The sequence below is a fragment of the Kribbella sp. ALI-6-A genome, assembly GCF_001984195.1.
Lineage (GTDB): Bacteria > Actinomycetota > Actinomycetes > Propionibacteriales > Kribbellaceae > Kribbella.
In genome coordinates this window covers 26296-43908 of the sequence record NZ_MTQN01000006.1, presented here as the reverse complement: position 1 = coordinate 43908, position 17613 = coordinate 26296, and the positions used below count along the sequence as shown (strand labels likewise).

Sequence of the window (17613 nt, the reverse complement as noted above, 5' to 3'; positions counted from 1 at the left end):
GGCGTGCACCGCCCGGGTCGGGTAGGCAGGGGCTGTCCCTGTACGCCGACCCCTGCGGAGGACCACGGTGACACCGAAGAAGCTGGCCGCAACGCTGACGGCGAGTGCGCTCGTCCTGACCGGCCTGACGGCCGGGGGAGTCCCCGCCCAGGCGACCACCGAGTCGCGGCCCCACGCCCCGCGACCACCGGCGAAGAACCCGACCGCGATCGGGTACGGCGGTGCCGTCGCCTCGGTCGATCCCGAGGCCACCAACGTCGGCATCGGCGTGCTCCGCCGTGGCGGCAACGCCGTCGACGCTGCCGTCGCGACCGCCGCCGCGCTCGGCGTCACCGAGCCGTACTCGGCCGGGATCGGTGGCGGCGGCTACTTCGTCTACTACGACGCGAAGACCCGCAAGGTGCACACGATCGACGGCCGCGAGACCGCGCCGGCGGCGATGCCCGGTGACGCGTTCATGAACGACGCCACCGGCCAGCCGCATCCCTTCGCCCAGCTGGTCACCTCGGGCCTGTCGGTCGGCGTACCGGGGACGCTGGCGACCTGGGACTCGGCGCTGAAGTCGTGGGGCTCGCTGTCGCTGAGGAAAGCGATCAAGCCGGCGGCCGAGCTGGCCGACCGGGGCTTCGTCGTCGACCAGACCTTCCGCAGCCAGACGCTGGACAACAAGGCCCGGTTCGCGCAGGTCACGCCGACGGCCAAGCTGTTCCTGCCCGGTGGCGACGCACCGCAAGTCGGCACGGTCTTCAGGAACAGGGAGCTGGCCCGTACGTACGACCTGATCGGGAAGCAGGGCCCCTCGGCGTTCTACCGCGGCCCGCTCGCGGCCGAGATGGCGGCGGTGGTGAAGAACCCGCCGAAGGCCCCCGGCGCGACGCTGCCGATGTTCCCCGGATACCTGACCCCGGGCGACCTGGCGAAGTACAAGGTGCTGAAGCAGGACCCGACCAAGGTCCGGTACGACGGCCTGGAGGTCTACGGCATGGCGCCGTCGTCTTCCGGCGGTACGACGGTCGGTGAGGCGCTGAACATCCTGACGCCGAAGAAGCTGTCGAAGCTGTCGACCCCGGACGCGCTGCACAACTACCTCGAGGCGTCGGCGTTGGCGTTCGCCGACCGGAACGCCTACGTCGGTGACCCGGCGTTCGTCGACGTACCGACCGAGGAGCTGCTGTCGAAGGGGTTCGGCGCCGAGCGGTCCTGCCAGATCGACCCGGACACGGCCGCGGTCAAGCCGGTGAAGCCCGGTTCGCCCGACGGCTCGTACACGCCCTGCGCGCCGGGCGTGGCCACGACCGAGCGGCCGGACACCGAAGGCCTGTCGACGACTCACCTGGTCGCCGCCGACCGGTGGGGCAACGTGGTGTCCTACACGCTGACGATCGAGCAGACCGGTGGCTCCGGCATCACCGTTCCGGGCCGCGGCTTCCTGCTGAACAACGAGCTGACCGACTTCAGCGCCGTCCCGGACCCGGCCGACCCGAACCGGATCGAGCCGAACAAGCGGCCGCGCTCGTCGATGTCGCCGACGATCGTGCTCCGGCACGGCAAGCCGTTCCTCGCGCTCGGCTCGCCGGGCGGTTCGACCATCATCACCACGGTCCTGCAGACGCTGACCAACCGGCTGGACCGCGGCATGACGCTGCCGCGGGCGGTCGCCGCCCCGCGGGCGTCGCAGCGCAACACGGCGAACGTGACCGCCGAACCGGCCTTCATCGAGGCGTACGAGGACGACCTCACGCCGTACGGGCACAAGCTGGTGCTCGCCGGTGACGCGCTCACCTCGGCCGCGGAGATCGGCGCGGTCGCCGCGCTCGAGGTCCTGCCCGGCGGCGGCTACCTGGCCGCGGCCGAACCGAAACGCCGCGGCGGCGGATCGGCGGCCACCGTCCACCAGCTCTGGCCGCGCTAACGCGCCCTAACCCTTCTTCAACCGCTTCGGCGCCGTAGGCAACGGCGGTGGCGCTGGAGCCGGCTCGTCCGCGACCGGCTCCAGCCACCCGTCGTACTCGTCCACGACACGGGGGTCCGCGCCGGCGGGCAGCACGACCATCCACGGGTGGTCCTCGTCGTCGTCCTCCCCGTGGAACCGTCCCCGCCGCACATCGCCCTCGAGCCGCTCGGCGACCGCCTCGGCGTCCTCGCGCTCCCAGAAGTACGCGATCTCCATGAGAGCAAATCTACGTGCAACCGATCGGTGGCTCGGCCTGTAGTTCAGGGTGAGATCACGACGGAGTGGGAGATCGATGAGCCGGGACGACGAGTACGCGGAGTACCTGCGCGGTCACTACGGCCGGATGCTGCGCACAGCGCGCCTGCTGACCGGAGGCGACGTGCACTGGGCCGAGGACCTGGTCCAGAGCGCGTGCACCAAGCTGTACGTGCATTGGGGCAAGGTCCGTCAGGGCGATGGGGCCGCGTCGTACGCCGACCGGATCCTGATCAACGTCTTCATCGACGAGCGCCGGCGGTTCTGGCGGCGCAGGGAGACGGCCACGGCCGAGCTGCTCGACGCCACACCGGTCAGCGGTCCTGACCACGCGGACCGGCTGACCGTGCTCGACGCCCTGACCCGGTTGCCCCGCAGGCAGCGGGCGGTCGTTGTGCTGCGCTACTTCCGCGACCTGGACGTGGCGACCGTGGCCATGGTGATGGAGTGCAGCGAGGGCACGGTCAAGAGCCAGACGGCTCGTGCGTTGGGCAAGCTCCGCGATCTCATCGACGACCCGCTGGACAACTTGGAGCGTGTGCGATGACCGACCTGAAGAAGATGCTCGACGAAGCCGCTGGGCCTGAGCTGCCCTTGACCGACGCGTACTTGTCCAGGGCCGTGATCCTCGGACGGCGGAGCCGGCGACGTCGGGGGCTGACCGTGGCGGCCGCGACGGCCGTGGTGGCTGTCGGTGCCGGCGGGTGGGCCCTCGGATTGCCGTCGGCCGGCGATACCCCGGTGGCCGCTGGGGCGGGACCGTCCACGGGCCCGACGACCTGTGCGCAGCTGGTCACGGATCACCGCATCGAGCGAACCAAGCACGAGCCGCAGCCAGGCGAGCACAACGCGGACGGCATTGGGCTGCGGCTGGGGGACTTCCCCCGGCAGACGGAGCCGGCGGTGGATGGGGAGTCTGTCCCGGGGATGTGGTTCGGGTGGCCCATGTCGCAGCCGCGGGACTTCGCGCCGACGGCGACCATCGAGGTGCCGCCGCCCGGGGCCAAGGGCTGGCCGAAGGAGGTGTGGACCGAAGTGATCCGCACCTGTTACCCGGTCCGTTAGCTCTACGATTGCCCCATGAGCACCTTCGCCTGGCTGAAGGGGCACGGCACCGAGAACGACTTCGTGCTGCTGCCCGACCCCGACGGTTCGATCCACGGGGAGCTCGACCCGGCGGTGGTGCGGTTCCTGTGCGACCGGCACGCCGGGATCGGGGCCGACGGGGTGCTGCGGGTGATCGAGGGATCGAAGCAGAGCTATGTCGAGGACGGCGGCGAGTGGTTCATGGACTACCGCAACGCCGACGGCTCGACCGCGGAGATGTGCGGCAACGGGATCCGGGTCTTCGTCCGGTACCTGGTCGACGAGGGGCTGACCGCGGCCAAGCCGGTGCGGATCGGGACCCGGGCCGGGGTCAAGGAGGTCGTGCTGCACGACGACGGCACGATCACCGCCGACCTGGGTGAGCCCAGGCTGCCCGGCCCGGCCGGCATCGTCGTCGAGGCGAACGGGCACCAGTGGCCCGCGACGCACGTCGACATGGGCAATCCGCACGCGGTCGCCTTCGTCGACGACCTGCGCGAGCCGGGGCACCTGGTCGACCAGCCGGGCTGGTCGCCGGAAGACGCTTTCCCGGCCGGCGTGAACGTCGAGTTCGTCGTCCGCAACGGCCCGTACGACGTCGAGATGCGGGTGCACGAGCGCGGCGCGGGGGAGACCCGGTCCTGCGGCACCGGGACCTGCGCCGTCACGGTGGCCTCCGCGCTGGCCGCGCGGCAGCAGCGACCGGTCACGTACCGGGTCGGCGTACCGGGCGGTGAGGTGTCGGTGACCTGGCGCGCGGACAACCACTTGGAGCTGCGCGGACCCGCCGTGGTGCACGCCCGCGGGGAGTTCGACCGGGGCTGGCTGCCCGCCTGAACGGGAATTCAGCGCCGGGCCACGTCGTTGAACACTGAAATCGGCTCGCCCGTACGGGTGAGGCGTGCCACGATGGAAGGTATATGACGACCCACTCGAACGCATACGAAGAGACCGAAGACGTCGACCTCGACCTGATCCAGGACGACGCGCTCGACGACGAGGAGACTTCGTCGACGGGTTACGACCGCGAGAGCCCGGGCCTGGAAGGCCTCGAGCTCGAGGAACGCCAGGCGCTGCGGCGCGTGGTGGGTATGTCGACCGAGCTGACCGACATCAGCGAGGTCGAGTACCGCAAGCTGCTGCTGGAGCGGGTGCTCCTGGTCGGGGTGTGGACCGAGGGCAGCGCCGAGGACGCCGAGAACTCGCTCGCCGAGCTGAAGCTGCTCGCCGAGACCGCGGGCTCGGAGGTGCTGGACGGCGTGATCCAGCGTCGCAAGAAGCCCGACCCGGCGACGTTCATCGGTTCCGGCAAGGTGGCCGACCTGCGCAACCTGGTCGCGTCGCTGGGTGCCGACACGGTGATCGCCGACGGTGAGCTGGCCCCCGCGCAGCTGCGCAACCTGGAGGACCGGCTCAAGGTGAAGGTGGTCGACCGGACCGCGCTGATCCTGGACATCTTCGCCCAGCACGCGAAGAGCAAGGAAGGCAAGGCCCAGGTCGAGCTGGCCCAGCTGCAGTACATGAAGCAGCGGCTGCGTGGTTGGGGTGGCAATCTGTCCCGCCAGGCCGGTGGCCGGGTCGGTGCGGCCGGTGGCGGTATCGGTGGCCGTGGTCCCGGTGAGACCAAGATCGAGACCGACCGGCGCCGGATCAACACCAAGATCTCCAAGCTGCGCCGCGAGCTCAAGGACATGAAGGGCACCCGCGTCACGCTGCGCCAGGAGCGCCGCCGGCACTCGGTGCCGTCGGTGGCGATCGCCGGCTACACCAACGCCGGCAAGTCCTCGCTGCTGAACGCGATCACCGGCGCGGGCGTGCTGGTCGAGAACGCGCTGTTCGCGACCCTGGACCCGACCACCCGGCGGACCACCACGTCCGACGGCCGGGTCTACACCTTCACCGACACCGTCGGGTTCGTCCGGCACCTGCCGCACGACATCGTCGAGGCGTTCCGCTCGACGCTGGAGGAGGTCGCCGACGCCGACCTGCTGCTGCACGTGGTCGACGGGTCCCACCCGGACCCGATGGCCCAGATCCAGGCGGTGCGCGAGGTGCTCGGCGAGATCGGCGCGGTCGACGTTCCGGAGATCATCGTGATCAACAAGGGCGACGTGGCCGACCCGATGGCGCTGGCCCCGATCCTGCACCGCGAAACCGGCGCGATCGTGGTCTCGGCCCGGACCGGCGAGGGCATCGACAAGCTGAAGGCGCAGGTCGAGGCGGCGCTGCCGCAGCCGGACGTCGCGGTCGAGGCCCTGCTGCCCTACGACCGGGGCGACCTGGTCTCCCGGGTCCACTCCGAAGGCTCGGTCGACTCGCTGGAGCACACCGGCGACGGGACCAGGCTGACCGCCCGGGTGCACCCGCAGCTGGCCGGCGAGCTGGCGCCGTACCAGGTGGCCGCGGCGAACTGACGCACCGCGACCTGACGACGTACGAACGAAGGGCCCCCGAGGATCGCTCCTCGGGGGCCCTTCGGCGTTGCCGGCCGATCAGTTACGGCTCGACACCTTCACCTTCATGGTGGTCCCGGTCCGGGAGACCACGCTGATGTTGACCTTGTTGTTCGGCACCTTGACGCCGGCCATCGGCTGCTCGGGGTACCAGTAGGTCTTGCTGTCGTTGAACGTCCGCACGCCGTCCTGGCCGCGGATGTAGCTCGGCTGGCCGTTCACGTGCAGCGTGAACGAGTCGGCCTTCTCCAGCCCGAACGGAGCGTCGTACCCGGACACGCGCGGCCGCCAGAGCTGGCCGTCGATCCGGTTGATCGGCACCGGGTGGGAGTCGATCGGCAGGACCAGGCCCTCACCGGGGTGCACGTTGGTGTTGTTGTCGCGCTGCGAGGTGTCCCAGTACCAGAGCAGCAGACCGTCCTGGTACGGGAAGTGCTCCACCTTGTCCGGCAGCGAAGAGGCCCAGCCGAAGTTGTACGGCCCGGTCCGGAGGTGCTTGTCGTAGGAGATGTAGTTGATGTGCGATGCGAGGTAGTAGTTGTCGTGCAGCGTCGTCTGCGTCGCGCCGACAGAGCTGAAGCCGTTCAGCGTCCAGCCCTCGGGGCTGGTCTCGGCACCCGACTCGAACACCGTGGTGGCGCCCGACGTCAGCTTGATCGCGTCGGCGTGGAAGCCGAAGCCACCGGTGTTGGCGTCGGTGGTGTAGCGGAACTGCAGGCCGATCGTCTTGCCCGCGTAGGCGGACAGGTCGAAGGTGGCCGGCACCCAGCCGTTGCTCTTGCCGTCGATGCCGTTGCCCTCGCCGGCCTGGGTGATGTTGCCGGCGATCGGCTTGTAGCCGGTGCCGTCGTTCACCTCGACGTAGGCGTAGTCGCAGGCGGTGGTGCCACAGTCCTCGATGTCCCAGTTCGCCTGGAACGTCAGGGTCGCGGCACCGGCCGGCAGGGTCACCTGGCGGTTCATCGTCCGGGTGAACTCGTCACCCTCGCCGCTCCACCACGACTTGCTGCCCACGGCCGGGGGCCGCAGCTGCGACGTCACCGACTTCTTCGGCAGCGGAACCACGAGCGCCTGGGCCTTGGCCGAGTTGTACTCGTGCGGGCCGAGCTCGACTGTCCGGTTCTGGCCGGCGTTCACGATCTCGTAGTCCAGCCAGCCCAGCTGCAGCTTGTCCCACGCACCGAGGTCCGCGGCCTGCTCGCCGATACCGCCGTCGGACGGCTTGCCGACCCGGCTCTGCGCCATGATCGTCCACCAGTTGACGTGGTTCTCGATCGCCGGCCCGGAGGTGTCGTAGTGGTCCGGCAGACCGAGGTCGTGGCCGTACTCGTGCGCGAAGACGCTGATCCCGCCGTTCTCCGGCTGGATCGTGTAGTCGCCGACCCACAGGCCGGTGTCACCCAGCTGCGCGCCGCCGGCCGGGTTGTTGGCCGGGCCACCGGCCAGACCGACGTACCAGCGGTGCGACCAGATCGCGTCCTCGCCCTGGTGCGGGTCACCGTCGGCCTGGTCGCCACCGGAGTGCACGATCTGGAAGTGGTCGAGATAGCCGTCGGGCTCGTTGAAGTTGCCGTCACCGTCGAAGTCGTAACGGTCCCACTGGTCGAACGTCTTCAGCTCGGCGGTGATCTGCGCCGTCGTGCGGCCGGCCGCCTTCTGGTCGGCGACCCACTGGTTCACCGCGTCCCGGACCAGCGCCCAGGTGTTGTTGCAGACGTTGCCGGTGCACGGGTAGCCGTTGGACCGGCCGTAGCGGGCCTCGTTGTACTGGACCTTGACCCAGTCGGTGACCGTGCCGGAGACCGAGTAGCGGCCCGAGGACTGCTTCTCGTAGTACTTCTTCACCGAGTTGCCGGAGCCGAAGTACATGTCCTCGTAGTGCTTGCGGTTGTAGTCGGCCTGCCACACCGTCGAGTTGTCGACCGAGCGGTCCGGCGCGGGGATCGCGTTGTGCAGCGGCCCCTCGAACGTCGCCGGGCCGGGCACGTTCGGTGCCGTGTCCTGGTCGGGGTAGCTCGGGTGCCGCTCGTTGCCGAACTCGGCGAGCACGACGAAGATCCGGTCGGTCTTCTCCCGCGACAGCTCGACGTACTGGTCGACCTTGGCCTTGGCGGTCCGCTGACCCTTCGCGGCCGCGGTCTTCTTGCCCAGCTTGACGACCGTGCTGGCGCCACGCTTCTCGGGCTTGGCCGACCCGTTCAGCACCTTGGTGAGTGCTTCCTGGCGCAGCTCGCGGCGCTTGTCCTCGAGCGGGCTGGGCAGCTCGTCGGACGTCGACTGCTCGTTGCCGGTGACGGCCGGACCCGCCTGCGGCGGTGCGGCGGTACCGGACGAGGCAGAGCTCAGTCCGATCGTCGCCGCCAGAGCCAGGCTGAACAGCCCGGCAGATACTTTGCGCACGATTCCCCTCCTGCGTGTGAAAGGTCCGCTACGCGCGGCTTGTGACTTGACGCAGCGTGACCACGTGCTCCCCCGAGCGTGGAACTTCTGCGCGAGAGTACGGGGAAAATCGCTGATGCTGAAGTAGTTCTGATCAAATCCTTCGACAAAGGCGGGGAATCCTCCGTCCGGGCAAGGGGTAATACCACTCAACCCACTGGAGTACGACGACGCAGCGTCGCGGCCCGTCACCTTGGCAGACTGTCGGGATGGACCCCGACCGGCGCCACGGCGACACCGCGGACCTGCTGCTGCCGTTGTGGCGGGCGCTGGTCGTGTTCCGGGTGATCACCTTCGGCTTCGCCTGCTTCGGGGTGTGGACGCGGTGGGACGGCATCCACCGCCCGTCCGGCGCCGTCCTGCAGCTGGCCGTGATGGGTGTGTGGACGGTGATCGCCTCGATCGGCTACAGCCGCCATTGGGGCCGCCGCAACACCCGGCTCGCGGTCGCGGACCTGGTCGTCACCGTCGGCTGCATGTACGCGACGCTGTTCGCCCAGCCGTTGCTCGACATCCGGGCGGGAGCATCGGTGCTGACTTCGGTCTGGGCGGCCGGACCGGTGATCGCGCTCGCGATTTCACGCGGCCGGGACGGCGGACTGGTCGGCGCGATCACGGTCAGTCTCGCTCTGCTTTCGTTGCGTGGCGTCGAGAACGTGTCCAAGATCCTCAGCAACGTGCAGCTGCTGCTGGTCGCCGGTCTGGTCGTCGGGTACGCCGCGACCGCGATGCGCCGCGCCAACGTGAGGTTGCGCGAGGCAATCGCCGCGGAGAGCGCGACTGCGGAACGGCTGCGGCTCAGCCGGTCGATCCACGACGGCGTACTGCAGGTGCTCGCGCAGGTGCAGCGGCGCGGTACGGCGATCGGTGGCGAGGCCGTCGAGCTCGCCGCGCTGGCCGCCGAGCAGGAGGTCGCGTTGCGGTCGTTGATGGCGTCCCGGCCGGTGCCGGAGCTGCGCGGCCAGGTCGACCTGTGCAGCGCTTTGTTGCCGTTGGCCACGACCCGCGTGGACGTCGTCGTACCGGCGGGCCCGGTCGTGCTGCCGGTCGGTGTGGTCAACGAACTCGTGGCCGCGGTCAAGGAGGCCCTGACCAACGTGACCAAGCACGCCGGTCCGGACGCCCGGTCCTGGGTGGTGGTGGAGGACCTCGGTGCCGACGTCGTGGTGTCGGTCCGCGACGATGGAGCCGGCACCACCCCCGACCGGCTCGACGCGGCCCGCGCGGACGGGCACCTGGGGGTCAGCCAGTCGATCCGGGGCCGGATCACCGATCTCGGCGGCAGCGTGACGGTCCGGACGGCGCCCGGTGAAGGAACCGAGTGGGAGATGACGGTGACGAGATCTTGAGTACCCGCGTGATGATCGTCGATGACCACCCGATGTGGCGCGAGGGCGTCGCCCGCGATCTGGAGAGCCGCGGGTACGACGTGTGCGCGACGGCCTCCGACGTGGCCGGTGGAGTTCGGATCGCGCTGGCGACCCGGCCCGACGTGGTGGTGATGGATCTGCAGCTCGGCGACGGCTCGGGGGTGGATGCGACGCGGGAGATCACCAACGCGCTGCCGGACACCCGGGTGCTGGTGCTGTCGGCCAGCGCCGAGCAGAGCGACGTACTGGCTGCGGTGAAGAACGGCGCCTCTGGCTATCTGGTGAAGTCGGCGTCCCTGGACGAGTTCGACGCGGCGGTACGGCGTACTGCGGAAGGGGACGCGGTGTTCTCGGCCGGGCTGGCCGGGTTGCTGCTGGGGGAGTACCGGCGGCTCGGGGCCGGTCCGGAGGTTCCGCAGCTGACCGAGCGGGAGACCGAGGTGTTGCGCCTGGTCGCGCGAGGGCTGACCGCCAAGCAGATCGCGACCCGGCTCGTGCTGTCGCACCGGACGGTGGAGAACCACGTGCAGAACACGCTGCGCAAGCTGCAGTTGCACAACCGGGCCGAGCTGGTCCGCTACGCGATCGAGAACGGCATCGACGACGGCGCCTGACGCCTGAGGCCGCCGTACCGGCTCTGGTGGAAGTCCGGTACGGCGGCTGACTCAGTGGGTTTCTACAGGCCGTTCGAGAACAGCAGGCGGTTCACCGTTCCGCCGGTGGTGCCTCCGCTGACGACGTTCGGCGTCGCGGAGTTCTCGATGTAGGACTTCACCGTGGCCGGGGTGGCCGCGGGGCTGGTCTGCAGGTAGAGCGCGGCGACGCCGGCGACGTGCGGCGTGGCCATCGAGGTGCCGTTGTAGGAGCCGGTGGTGTTGCCCGGCAGCGTGGACACGATCGCCGAGCCCGGTGCGTACACGTCGACGCAGGACCCCGTGCTCGAGTACGACGCCCGCGCGTCGGTGCTGGTGCTGGCCGCGGTGACCAGGGCGGTCTCGATCTTGCGCGGCAGCAGGTGGCAGGAGTTCGCGCCGGTGTTGCCGGCCGAGGTGGCCAGGAAGACGCCGGAGCTGATCATCCGGCGCAGCGAGTTCTCCAGCGTGGTGTTGGCCTGGAAGTTCCACGAGGTGTTGGCCACGGCCGGCTTGACCGCGTTGCGGGTGACCCAGTCGACGGCGGCGATCGCGGCGGACGCCGTGCCGCCGCCGCTGCAGTTCAGCCACTTGACGCCGTGCAGCCGGACGTTCTTGGCCACGCCGTACGACGTGGAGCCGATGGTGCCGGCGACGTGCGTGCCGTGCCCGTTGCAGTCGGTGTTGTTGCTGTCCAGGCCGTTGAAGTCGAAGGTCGCCCGGCCGCCGAAGTTCGGGTGACTCGGGTCGACGCCGGAGTCGATGATGTAGGCGTGCACGCCGGTCCCGGTCCGGGTGTAGGTGTAGGACCGCGACAGCGGCAGGTTGCGCTGGTCGATCCGGTCGATGCCCCACGACGGCGGGTTGGTCTGGGTGGTGTCGAGCACGTTCTCGACGTACACGTCCTCGGAGATGGCGACCACCTCCGGGCTCTTCTGCAGGGCCGCCAGCTGCGCCGCGGTGAGCTTGGCGGTGAAGCCGTTGACCGCGCTGCTGTACTGCCGGGTCGGCTTGATGCCGAGCGAGCTCTTCAGCTTGACGCCCTGCTTGAGCTCGACGATGTAGGTGTCCTTCACCGCGCTGACGCCGGGGGAGGCGGCGGCACGCTGGACGAGGATGATCCGGTCACCGGGGTCGGGAGCCGGAGCGGCACCGGCCGGGCCGGCGGTGGTGAGAACGATCGCCGGCACGACGGCAGCGGTCAGGGCAAGGCGGATTCGACGCACGTGTTCCTCCTCGGGGAACTCGGTCACCCACCGGGCGGAGGGGTGATCACACTCGGTCCTGACGTGGTCACGGAGCGAGTGAGAGGAGAAGTTAGGGCGAACTCAGCTGAGGCGTCAATCAGTTCTGGTGCTCGCTGATGCCATGGCACTGCGCTGCCGTCCAGCCGAACGTTTGATCGGGTCTCGATGTTTTCTGGCCGGTGACTTGCCGGTCTCCGTACACTGTGCGTTCCACGACGCTCGTGGTCTGCACTGCGTCACGACACCCGTACCCCGGGTGCCCATCTCCCGGAGGCTTGTAGTGAACCGGTCGTCCCTGGTCCGCGCGCTGTTCGCGTTCCTTGTTCTCGCGGCGTCGACGTACACCGTCCTGACCGCGAAGCCGGAGCTCGGCCTGGACCTGCGAGGTGGCACGCAGATCCTGCTGGAGACGAGCGACTCCCCGACGGCCAAGGCGAACGCGGAGAACACCGACAAGGCGCTGGAGGTACTGCGCCGGCGGATCGACGCCCTCGGGGTGTCCGAGCCGAGCGTGACCCGGCAGGGCGAGCGGCGGATCATCGTCGAGTTGCCCGGCGTCCAGGACCCGCGCGAGGCCGCCGCGGTGATCGGCAAGACCGCGCAGCTGAGCTTCCACGAGGTGCTCGAGCAGGTCGCGGAGAAGCCGGCCAAGCCCGCGGCCGGAGACCTCTACCTGCCGAGCCAGGACGGCGGTGTGCTGAAGCTGGCCAAGCCGGCGATGACCGGTGAGAAGGTCGGCGGCGCCGAGGCGGTGCTCGACCCGAACCAGGTCGCCGCCGGGTGGATCGTCCAGCTGAACTTCAAGGACGGCGGCGGCAAGATCTGGTCCCAGATCACCGGCAAGGCCGCCTGCCAGCCGGTCGGTACGCCGGGGCGTCTGATCGCGATCGTGCTCGACAACGAGGTGCTCACCGCGCCGCAGGTCGACCCGACCGGCGGCAACCAGCTGTGCAACATCGGCCTGCCCGAGAACAACAGCACGATCACCGGCAACTTCGGCGAGGAAGAGGCCAAGGACCTGTCCGCGCTGATCTCCGGTGGCGCGCTGCCGCTGCCGGTCGAGGTGATCGACCAGCGGACCGTCGGGCCCTCGCTCGGCAAGGACGCGATCCAGGCCAGCGCGCTGGCCGGCATCATCGGCGTCACGCTGACCGCCCTGTTCATCGTCGTGGTCTACCGGCTGGTCGGCCTGATGGCCGTCATCGGCCTGATCACCTACGCCGGCATGTCGTACGCCGCGCTGACGGCGATCGGCGCCACCCTGACCCTGCCCGGCCTGGCGGGCTTCGTGCTCGCGATCGGTATGGCCGTCGACGCGAACGTCCTGGTCTTCGAACGGGCTCGCGAGGACTACATCGGCGGTCGCACCGACGGACTGCGGCGCTCGTTGCGCAGCGGTTTCCAGAACGCGCTGTCGGCGATCGCGGACTCCAACATCACCACGCTGCTCGCGGCAGGCCTGCTGTTCTTCCTGGCCGCCGGACCGGTGCGTGGCTTCGGTGTCACGCTGAGCATCGGTGTGATCGCCTCGATGCTGTCGGCGCTGGTCGTCACCCGGGTGTTCGCGGAGTTCGTGGTGTCGCGCAAATTCGTGCTGGACCGGCCCGCACTGAGCGGCATCGCCGGGCACGGCCGGGTCCGCACCTGGCTGGAGGCGAAACGGCCGGCGCTGATGAAGCACAGCCGCCGGTGGCTGCTGATCACCGTGGCCGCGATCATCGTGAGCGTCGCCGGCGTGGCGATCCGCGGGCTGAACCTCGGCATCGAGTTCACCGGCGGGCGGCTGCTGGAGGTCAGCACGGCTCAGCAGATCACGCCCGACCAGGCCCGCGCGGCGGTCGCCGAGGCCGGCTACCCGAACGCCGTCGTCCAGGCGTCCGGCACCGACGACATCACCGTGCGGACGGTGACCATCAGCAACGACGAGGCGGAGAAGATCCGCGAGTCGATCTCCCGGATCGGCGGCGGGACCGAGCTGATCCGCAACGAGAACATCGGCCCGTCGCTCGGTAGCGAGCTGCGCAACAAGGCGCTGATCGCTCTCGGGGTGGCGTTGCTGGCCCAGCTGATCTACCTGGCCGCGCGGTTCCGCTGGACGTTCGGCGCGGGCGCCGTGCTCGCGCTGCTGCAGAACGTCGCGGTCGTCGTCGGCGTCTTCGCCTGGACCGGCAAACCCGTCGACGGCATCTTCCTGGCCGCGATGCTGACGATCATCGGTTACACGGTGAACGACTCGGTCGTCGTCTTCGACCGGATCCGGGAGACCCGCAACGCCCGCTCCACCGAAGCGCTCGGCCCGGTCGTCGACACCGCGATCGTCAACGTCCTGCCCAGAACCATCAACACCGGTATCTCGACGTTGTTCATCCTCGCCGCCCTGCTCTTCCTCGGCGGCGACTCCCTGGCCGACTTCGCCCTCGCCCTCCTGCTGGGCATCCTGGTCGGCACCTACTCCTCCAACCTCACCGCCGCCCCCCTCCTGGTCGAACTCGAAAAGCGCTTCCCGGCCCCGCCGCCTCGCCCCAAGCGAGTCCAGCGAGACCGAGACACCGAACCAGACCGCGGCGCCGTCGTCTGACCCACGATGCGCCGCGCCGCCGGCCACGAGCCCGAGCCGCGCGAGGTCGCCTCCACCGCCCCCGGCATCCCGCCGGGGGCGGTGTCATGCCGGGCGCGGCCAGTTTGCTCGGGCGTCAGGTCCACGCCGAGCTCGGACCGGCGCGGGATCGTGCCGGCGCAGGTCCGCGACCGCTCTCCGCGCCGCCCTCGACCCCCCGGCGCAGGTCCGCGACCGCTCTCCGCGCCGCCCCTCGCGCCCCCGGCGCAGGTCCGCGACCGCTCTCCGCGCCGCCCCTCGACCGCCCGGCGCAGGTCCGCGACCGCTCTCCGCGCCGCCCCTCGACCCCCCGGCGCAGGTCCGCGACCGCTCTCCGCGCCGCCCCTCGACCGCCCGGCGGAGGTCGTGCCCGGACTCCTGCTGCTCCGCCGCCTCCGCCGCCAGCTCATTGCCTGGGTCCGCCAGCCCTAGCCCCACCATCCTGTGACCCACTCCAAGTCTTTTCCGGCCGCAGCGGACCTCAGCCCCCGCGGCCTCTCCGGCCGCATCGCCGCCCACCTGCGGTGGCAGCTCCCGTCCTTCTCCCTCGTCCACAGCCCTCCACACCGATGGCGAAATCTGTCCGCGACCCCGGCTAGGGTGTTGCGGTGGGTGTTGATGTGCACGAGTTGCTGGAGGCCGCGGTCTCCGGGGTGAACGGGCAGACCCGGCCAGGGCAGGTCGCGATGGCCGAGGCGGTGAACGAGGCCATGCACGACGGGTCCCACCTGCTGATCCAGGCGGGAACGGGCACCGGCAAGTCGCTCGGCTACCTCGTGCCCGCGCTGGTGCACGCGGTGGAGAACCGCCGCGTCGTGGTGTCGACCGCGACGCTCGCGCTCCAGTCGCAGCTCGTCGACCGCGACGTGCCCGCGCTGCTCGACGCCACCGAGAAGCTGCTCCCGCGCCGGCCGACGTACGCGATCCAGAAGGGCCGCAACAACTACGCCTGCCTGCACCGCATTCGCGAAGGCGCGCCGGACGACGACGGCATGCTGGTCGACGTCCCGCCGTCCGGCCCGATCGGCCAGCAGGTGGTCGAGCTGCGCGAGTGGGCCGAGCAGCAGCTGCTCGACGGCGAGGCCGGCGATCGCGACCACGCGCCCTCCCACCAGTACCAGGCCTGGCAGCAGGTCGCGATCGCTGCCCGCGAGTGCCTCGGCGCGCAGAAGTGCCCGTACGGCGAGGAGTGCTTCGCCGAGCGGGCCAAGGAAGAGGCGCGCAAGGCCGACATCGTGATCACCAACCACGCGCTGCTGTCGATCGACGCGTTCGAGAACCGGACCGTGCTGCCCGAGCACGACGTGGTGATCGTCGACGAGGCGCACGAGCTGCCCGCCCGGGTGACCGGCGCGGCCGGCGACGAGCTGTCCCCGCAGATGGTCGAGCGGGCGGCGAAGCGGGCCCGGCGGTTCGTCGACGACGACCACGCCGACGACCTGATCGACGCCTCCGACGCGCTGCGCGCCGCGCTCGACCAGACTCGTGAGGGCCGGATCGAAGCCGCGCACGGCGCCGTCTTGGAAGCGGCGGCGATGGTTCGCGACGCGGCCCGCGGCGTCTACTCCGACCTCGGCAAGAAGTCCGACGACAAGGACGACGACCCCGACGGCGCGAAGCGGCAGGCCAAGGGCGCGGTGAAGGAGATCTTCGACGTCGCCGAACGCGTCGCCGCGCTGAACGACCTGGACGTCGTCTGGCTGATCGACCGCGACCGCTTCGGCAAGGAGCTGCGGATCGCGCCGCTCACCGTGGCCGGTCTGCTGCGCGAGCTGGTGCTGAAGGACCGCACCGCCATCCTGACCTCGGCGACGCTCACGCTCGGCGGCGATTTCGACGCGATCGCCCGGCAGGTCGGTCTGCGCCCGGCCGACAAGCTGGCCGACGGCGACGAGATGCCGGAGCTCGACGACGAGTCCGACACCGGTCCGCTGCCGTGGCGCGGGCTCGACGTCGGTTCCCCGTTCGAGTACGAGAAGCAGGCGATCCTGTACGTCGCCAAACACCTGCCGCCGCCGCACCGCGACGGGCTCGGACCGAAGCAGTTCGAGGAGATCGTCGACCTGGTCACCGCCGCCGGAGGGCGCACGCTCGGGCTGTTCTCGTCGCGCCGCGCGGCCGAGGCGGCGACCGCGGCGGTTCGCGAGGCGACCGACCTGAAGATCCTCTGCCAGGGCGACGCACACCTCAACGAGCTGTCCCGGGAGTTCATCGAGGACCCCGAGACGTCGCTGTTCGGCACGCTGTCGCTGTGGCAGGGCCTCGACGTGCCCGGCTCGACCTGCAATCTGGTGATCATCGACAGAATCCCGTTCCCACGCCCGGACGAGCCGCTGATGGCGGCCCGTCAGCGTGCTGTGGACGAGGCCGGCGGCAACGGATTCATGGCCGTCGCCGCCACGCACGCCGCCCTGTTGCTTGCCCAGGGCACCGGTCGGCTGATCCGCCGGACCAGTGACCGCGGGGTCGTCGCGGTGCTCGACCCCCGGATCGTCACCGCCCGGTACGGCGGGTTCCTGCGCGCCTCCTTGCCACCGATGTGGCCGACGGCCGATCGTGAGAAGGTGCTCGGTGCGTTGAAGCGACTGCAGGACTCATGAGTCCGGCCGGGGGTCCGCCGGTGCTGCCGATGATGGCCGCGCTCGGCACGCTGCCGACCGGACCCGACTGGGCCTACGAGCTGAAGTGGGACGGCATCCGCGTGATCGCCGAGGTGGACGCGGACGGGTGCCGGCTCTGGTCGCGCAACAGCCGCGACGTGTCCGCCGGGTATCCCGAGCTGGTCGGCCTGGCCGAGGCGCCGGGGCTGCAGCTGCCCGCCGTACTGGACGGTGAGATCGTCACCCTGGACGAGAACGGCGCACCGTCGTTCGGCCTGCTGCAACGCCGCATGCACGTCCGCAACCCGCGCCAGCTGACGCAACTGATCGTCCAGGTACCGGTCTCGGTCCGGGTCTTCGACGTGCTCCGGTTCGACGGAAAGTCCTTGCTAGAGGCAACATATGACGACCGCCGCGCGCTGCTGGAGTCGCTCGACATCGGCGATCCGTTCTGGGAGGTCCCGGCGGCCTACGACGACGGCGAGCAAGCGCTTGACCTGTCCGCGTCGACCGGGCTGGAAGGCGTGGTGGCCAAGCGCCGCAAGTCGCGCTACCTGCCGGGCAAGCGCAGTGCGGACTGGATCAAGGTGAAGCCGGTCCAGACCCGCGACGTGATTTTGTGCGGCTGGCATCCGGGGGAGGGCAACCGGCAGGGCCGGATCGGCTCGCTCTACTGCGGCGCGTACGACGAACCGGGTGGCGAGTTGGTGCTGATCGGCAAGGTCGGATCCGGCCTCGACTTCGCGATGCTCGACCTGCTCGGCGCCGAACTGGCCGGCCTGGAGATCGACCGGCCGCCGTTCGACGCCTCCAGCATCCCGGGCGGCGACCGCCGGGCCGCGCACTGGCTCGACCCGTTGCTGGTCGCCGAGGTCACCTACTCCGGCTGGGCCGCCGACGGCCGCCTGCGCCATCCGGTCTGGCGAGGTCTGCGGCTCGACATCGACCCTGAATCAGTTGTTCGCTGAAGCAGCAAACCCT

At 70.2% G+C, this 17613-nt stretch carries 13 protein-coding genes; 10 read left to right on the top strand and 3 right to left on the bottom strand.

Going from position 1 to position 17613, the window contains the following annotated elements:
* Window positions 1-67: 67 nt before the first annotated feature.
* Window positions 68-1912, top strand: coding sequence for a gamma-glutamyltransferase (ggt, locus tag BWI15_RS02695; RefSeq protein WP_077012671.1), 1845 nt, complete (start codon window positions 68-70; stop codon window positions 1910-1912).
* 6 nt (window positions 1913-1918) lie between these two features.
* Here ggt and BWI15_RS02690 read toward each other — a convergent pair whose 3' ends face one another.
* Window positions 1919-2170: a hypothetical protein gene (locus BWI15_RS02690; protein ID WP_077012670.1), complete on the bottom strand. Its 252-nt coding sequence runs from the start codon at window positions 2168-2170 to the stop codon at window positions 1919-1921.
* Window positions 2171-2246: 76 nt separating this feature from the next.
* On the opposite strand from BWI15_RS02690, the gene BWI15_RS02685 reads away from it, so the two are divergent.
* The 4 genes from BWI15_RS02685 to hflX all read left to right on the top strand — a co-directional run bounded on the left by BWI15_RS02685 (window position 2247) and on the right by hflX (window position 5709).
* The gene (locus BWI15_RS02685; RefSeq protein WP_077012669.1) at window positions 2247-2756 is read left to right on the top strand and encodes a SigE family RNA polymerase sigma factor; all 510 of its coding nucleotides are present in this window, start codon (window positions 2247-2249) and stop codon (window positions 2754-2756) included.
* On the top strand, window positions 2753-3274 hold the full coding sequence (locus BWI15_RS02680) for a hypothetical protein (RefSeq protein WP_077012668.1): 522 nt from the start codon (window positions 2753-2755) through the stop codon (window positions 3272-3274). The genes BWI15_RS02685 and BWI15_RS02680 overlap by 4 nt, the downstream gene beginning before the upstream one ends.
* Window positions 3275-3289: 15 nt before the next feature.
* Window positions 3290-4132 carry a diaminopimelate epimerase gene (dapF, locus tag BWI15_RS02675; protein WP_077012667.1) on the top strand — a complete coding sequence of 281 codons (843 nt, stop codon included), beginning with the start codon at window positions 3290-3292 and terminating at the stop codon, window positions 4130-4132.
* An 83-nt stretch (window positions 4133-4215) separates the two neighbouring features.
* Entirely contained in the window at window positions 4216-5709 is a 1494-nt protein-coding gene (hflX, locus tag BWI15_RS02670) for a GTPase HflX (RefSeq protein ID WP_077012666.1), read from the top strand.
* A gap of 78 nt (window positions 5710-5787) precedes the next feature.
* On the opposite strand, the gene BWI15_RS02665 is transcribed toward hflX, so the two are convergent.
* Window positions 5788-8148, bottom strand: coding sequence for an immune inhibitor A domain-containing protein (locus tag BWI15_RS02665; protein WP_077012665.1), 2361 nt, complete (start codon window positions 8146-8148; stop codon window positions 5788-5790).
* Window positions 8149-8396: 248 nt separating this feature from the next.
* Between BWI15_RS02665 and macS the strand changes: the two genes are divergently transcribed.
* A complete protein-coding gene (macS, locus tag BWI15_RS02660; RefSeq protein WP_077012664.1) occupies window positions 8397-9536 on the top strand; it encodes a MacS family sensor histidine kinase in 1140 nt (379 codons plus the stop codon).
* 11 nt (window positions 9537-9547) lie between these two features.
* Window positions 9548-10171, top strand: coding sequence for a response regulator (locus BWI15_RS02655; protein ID WP_143465390.1), 624 nt, complete (start codon window positions 9548-9550; stop codon window positions 10169-10171).
* A 62-nt stretch (window positions 10172-10233) separates the two neighbouring features.
* Here the strand turns inward: BWI15_RS02655 and BWI15_RS02650 are convergent, their stop codons facing one another.
* On the bottom strand, window positions 10234-11415 hold the full coding sequence (locus tag BWI15_RS02650; protein ID WP_077012894.1) for a S8 family peptidase: 1182 nt from the start codon (window positions 11413-11415) through the stop codon (window positions 10234-10236).
* Between the two features lie 301 nt (window positions 11416-11716).
* Between BWI15_RS02650 and secD the strand changes: the two genes are divergently transcribed.
* From secD to ligD, 3 genes are all read left to right on the top strand, one after another.
* Complete coding sequence (gene secD, locus BWI15_RS02645) at window positions 11717-14014, top strand: protein translocase subunit SecD (protein WP_077012663.1); 2298 nt, start codon at window positions 11717-11719, stop codon at window positions 14012-14014.
* 704 nt (window positions 14015-14718) lie between these two features.
* On the top strand, window positions 14719-16632 hold the full coding sequence (locus BWI15_RS02640; protein WP_237771114.1) for an ATP-dependent DNA helicase: 1914 nt from the start codon (window positions 14719-14721) through the stop codon (window positions 16630-16632).
* Window positions 16629-17600 (top strand): non-homologous end-joining DNA ligase, encoded by a 972-nt coding sequence (gene ligD / locus BWI15_RS02635; RefSeq protein WP_077012661.1) that lies wholly within the window; start codon window positions 16629-16631, stop codon window positions 17598-17600. The genes BWI15_RS02640 and ligD overlap by 4 nt, the downstream gene beginning before the upstream one ends.
* Window positions 17601-17613: the final 13 nt, after the last annotated feature.

What these genes read in the sequence shown, in the direction of transcription:
- BWI15_RS02690 (WP_077012670.1), bottom strand. Translation starts at nt 2,170, where the DNA reads ATGGAGATCGCGTACTTCTGGGAGCGCGAGGACGCCGAGGCGGTCGCC.
- BWI15_RS02685 (WP_077012669.1), top strand. Translation starts at nt 2,247, where the DNA reads ATGAGCCGGGACGACGAGTACGCGGAGTACCTGCGCGGTCACTACGGC.
- BWI15_RS02680 (WP_077012668.1), top strand. Translation starts at nt 2,753, where the DNA reads ATGACCGACCTGAAGAAGATGCTCGACGAAGCCGCTGGGCCTGAGCTG.
- dapF (WP_077012667.1), top strand. Translation starts at nt 3,290, where the DNA reads ATGAGCACCTTCGCCTGGCTGAAGGGGCACGGCACCGAGAACGACTTC.
- hflX (WP_077012666.1), top strand. Translation starts at nt 4,216, where the DNA reads ATGACGACCCACTCGAACGCATACGAAGAGACCGAAGACGTCGACCTC.
- macS (WP_077012664.1), top strand. Translation starts at nt 8,397, where the DNA reads ATGGACCCCGACCGGCGCCACGGCGACACCGCGGACCTGCTGCTGCCG.
- BWI15_RS02655 (WP_143465390.1), top strand. Translation starts at nt 9,548, where the DNA reads ATGATCGTCGATGACCACCCGATGTGGCGCGAGGGCGTCGCCCGCGAT.
- BWI15_RS02640 (WP_237771114.1), top strand. Translation starts at nt 14,719, where the DNA reads ATGGCCGAGGCGGTGAACGAGGCCATGCACGACGGGTCCCACCTGCTG.
- ligD (WP_077012661.1), top strand. Translation starts at nt 16,629, where the DNA reads ATGAGTCCGGCCGGGGGTCCGCCGGTGCTGCCGATGATGGCCGCGCTC.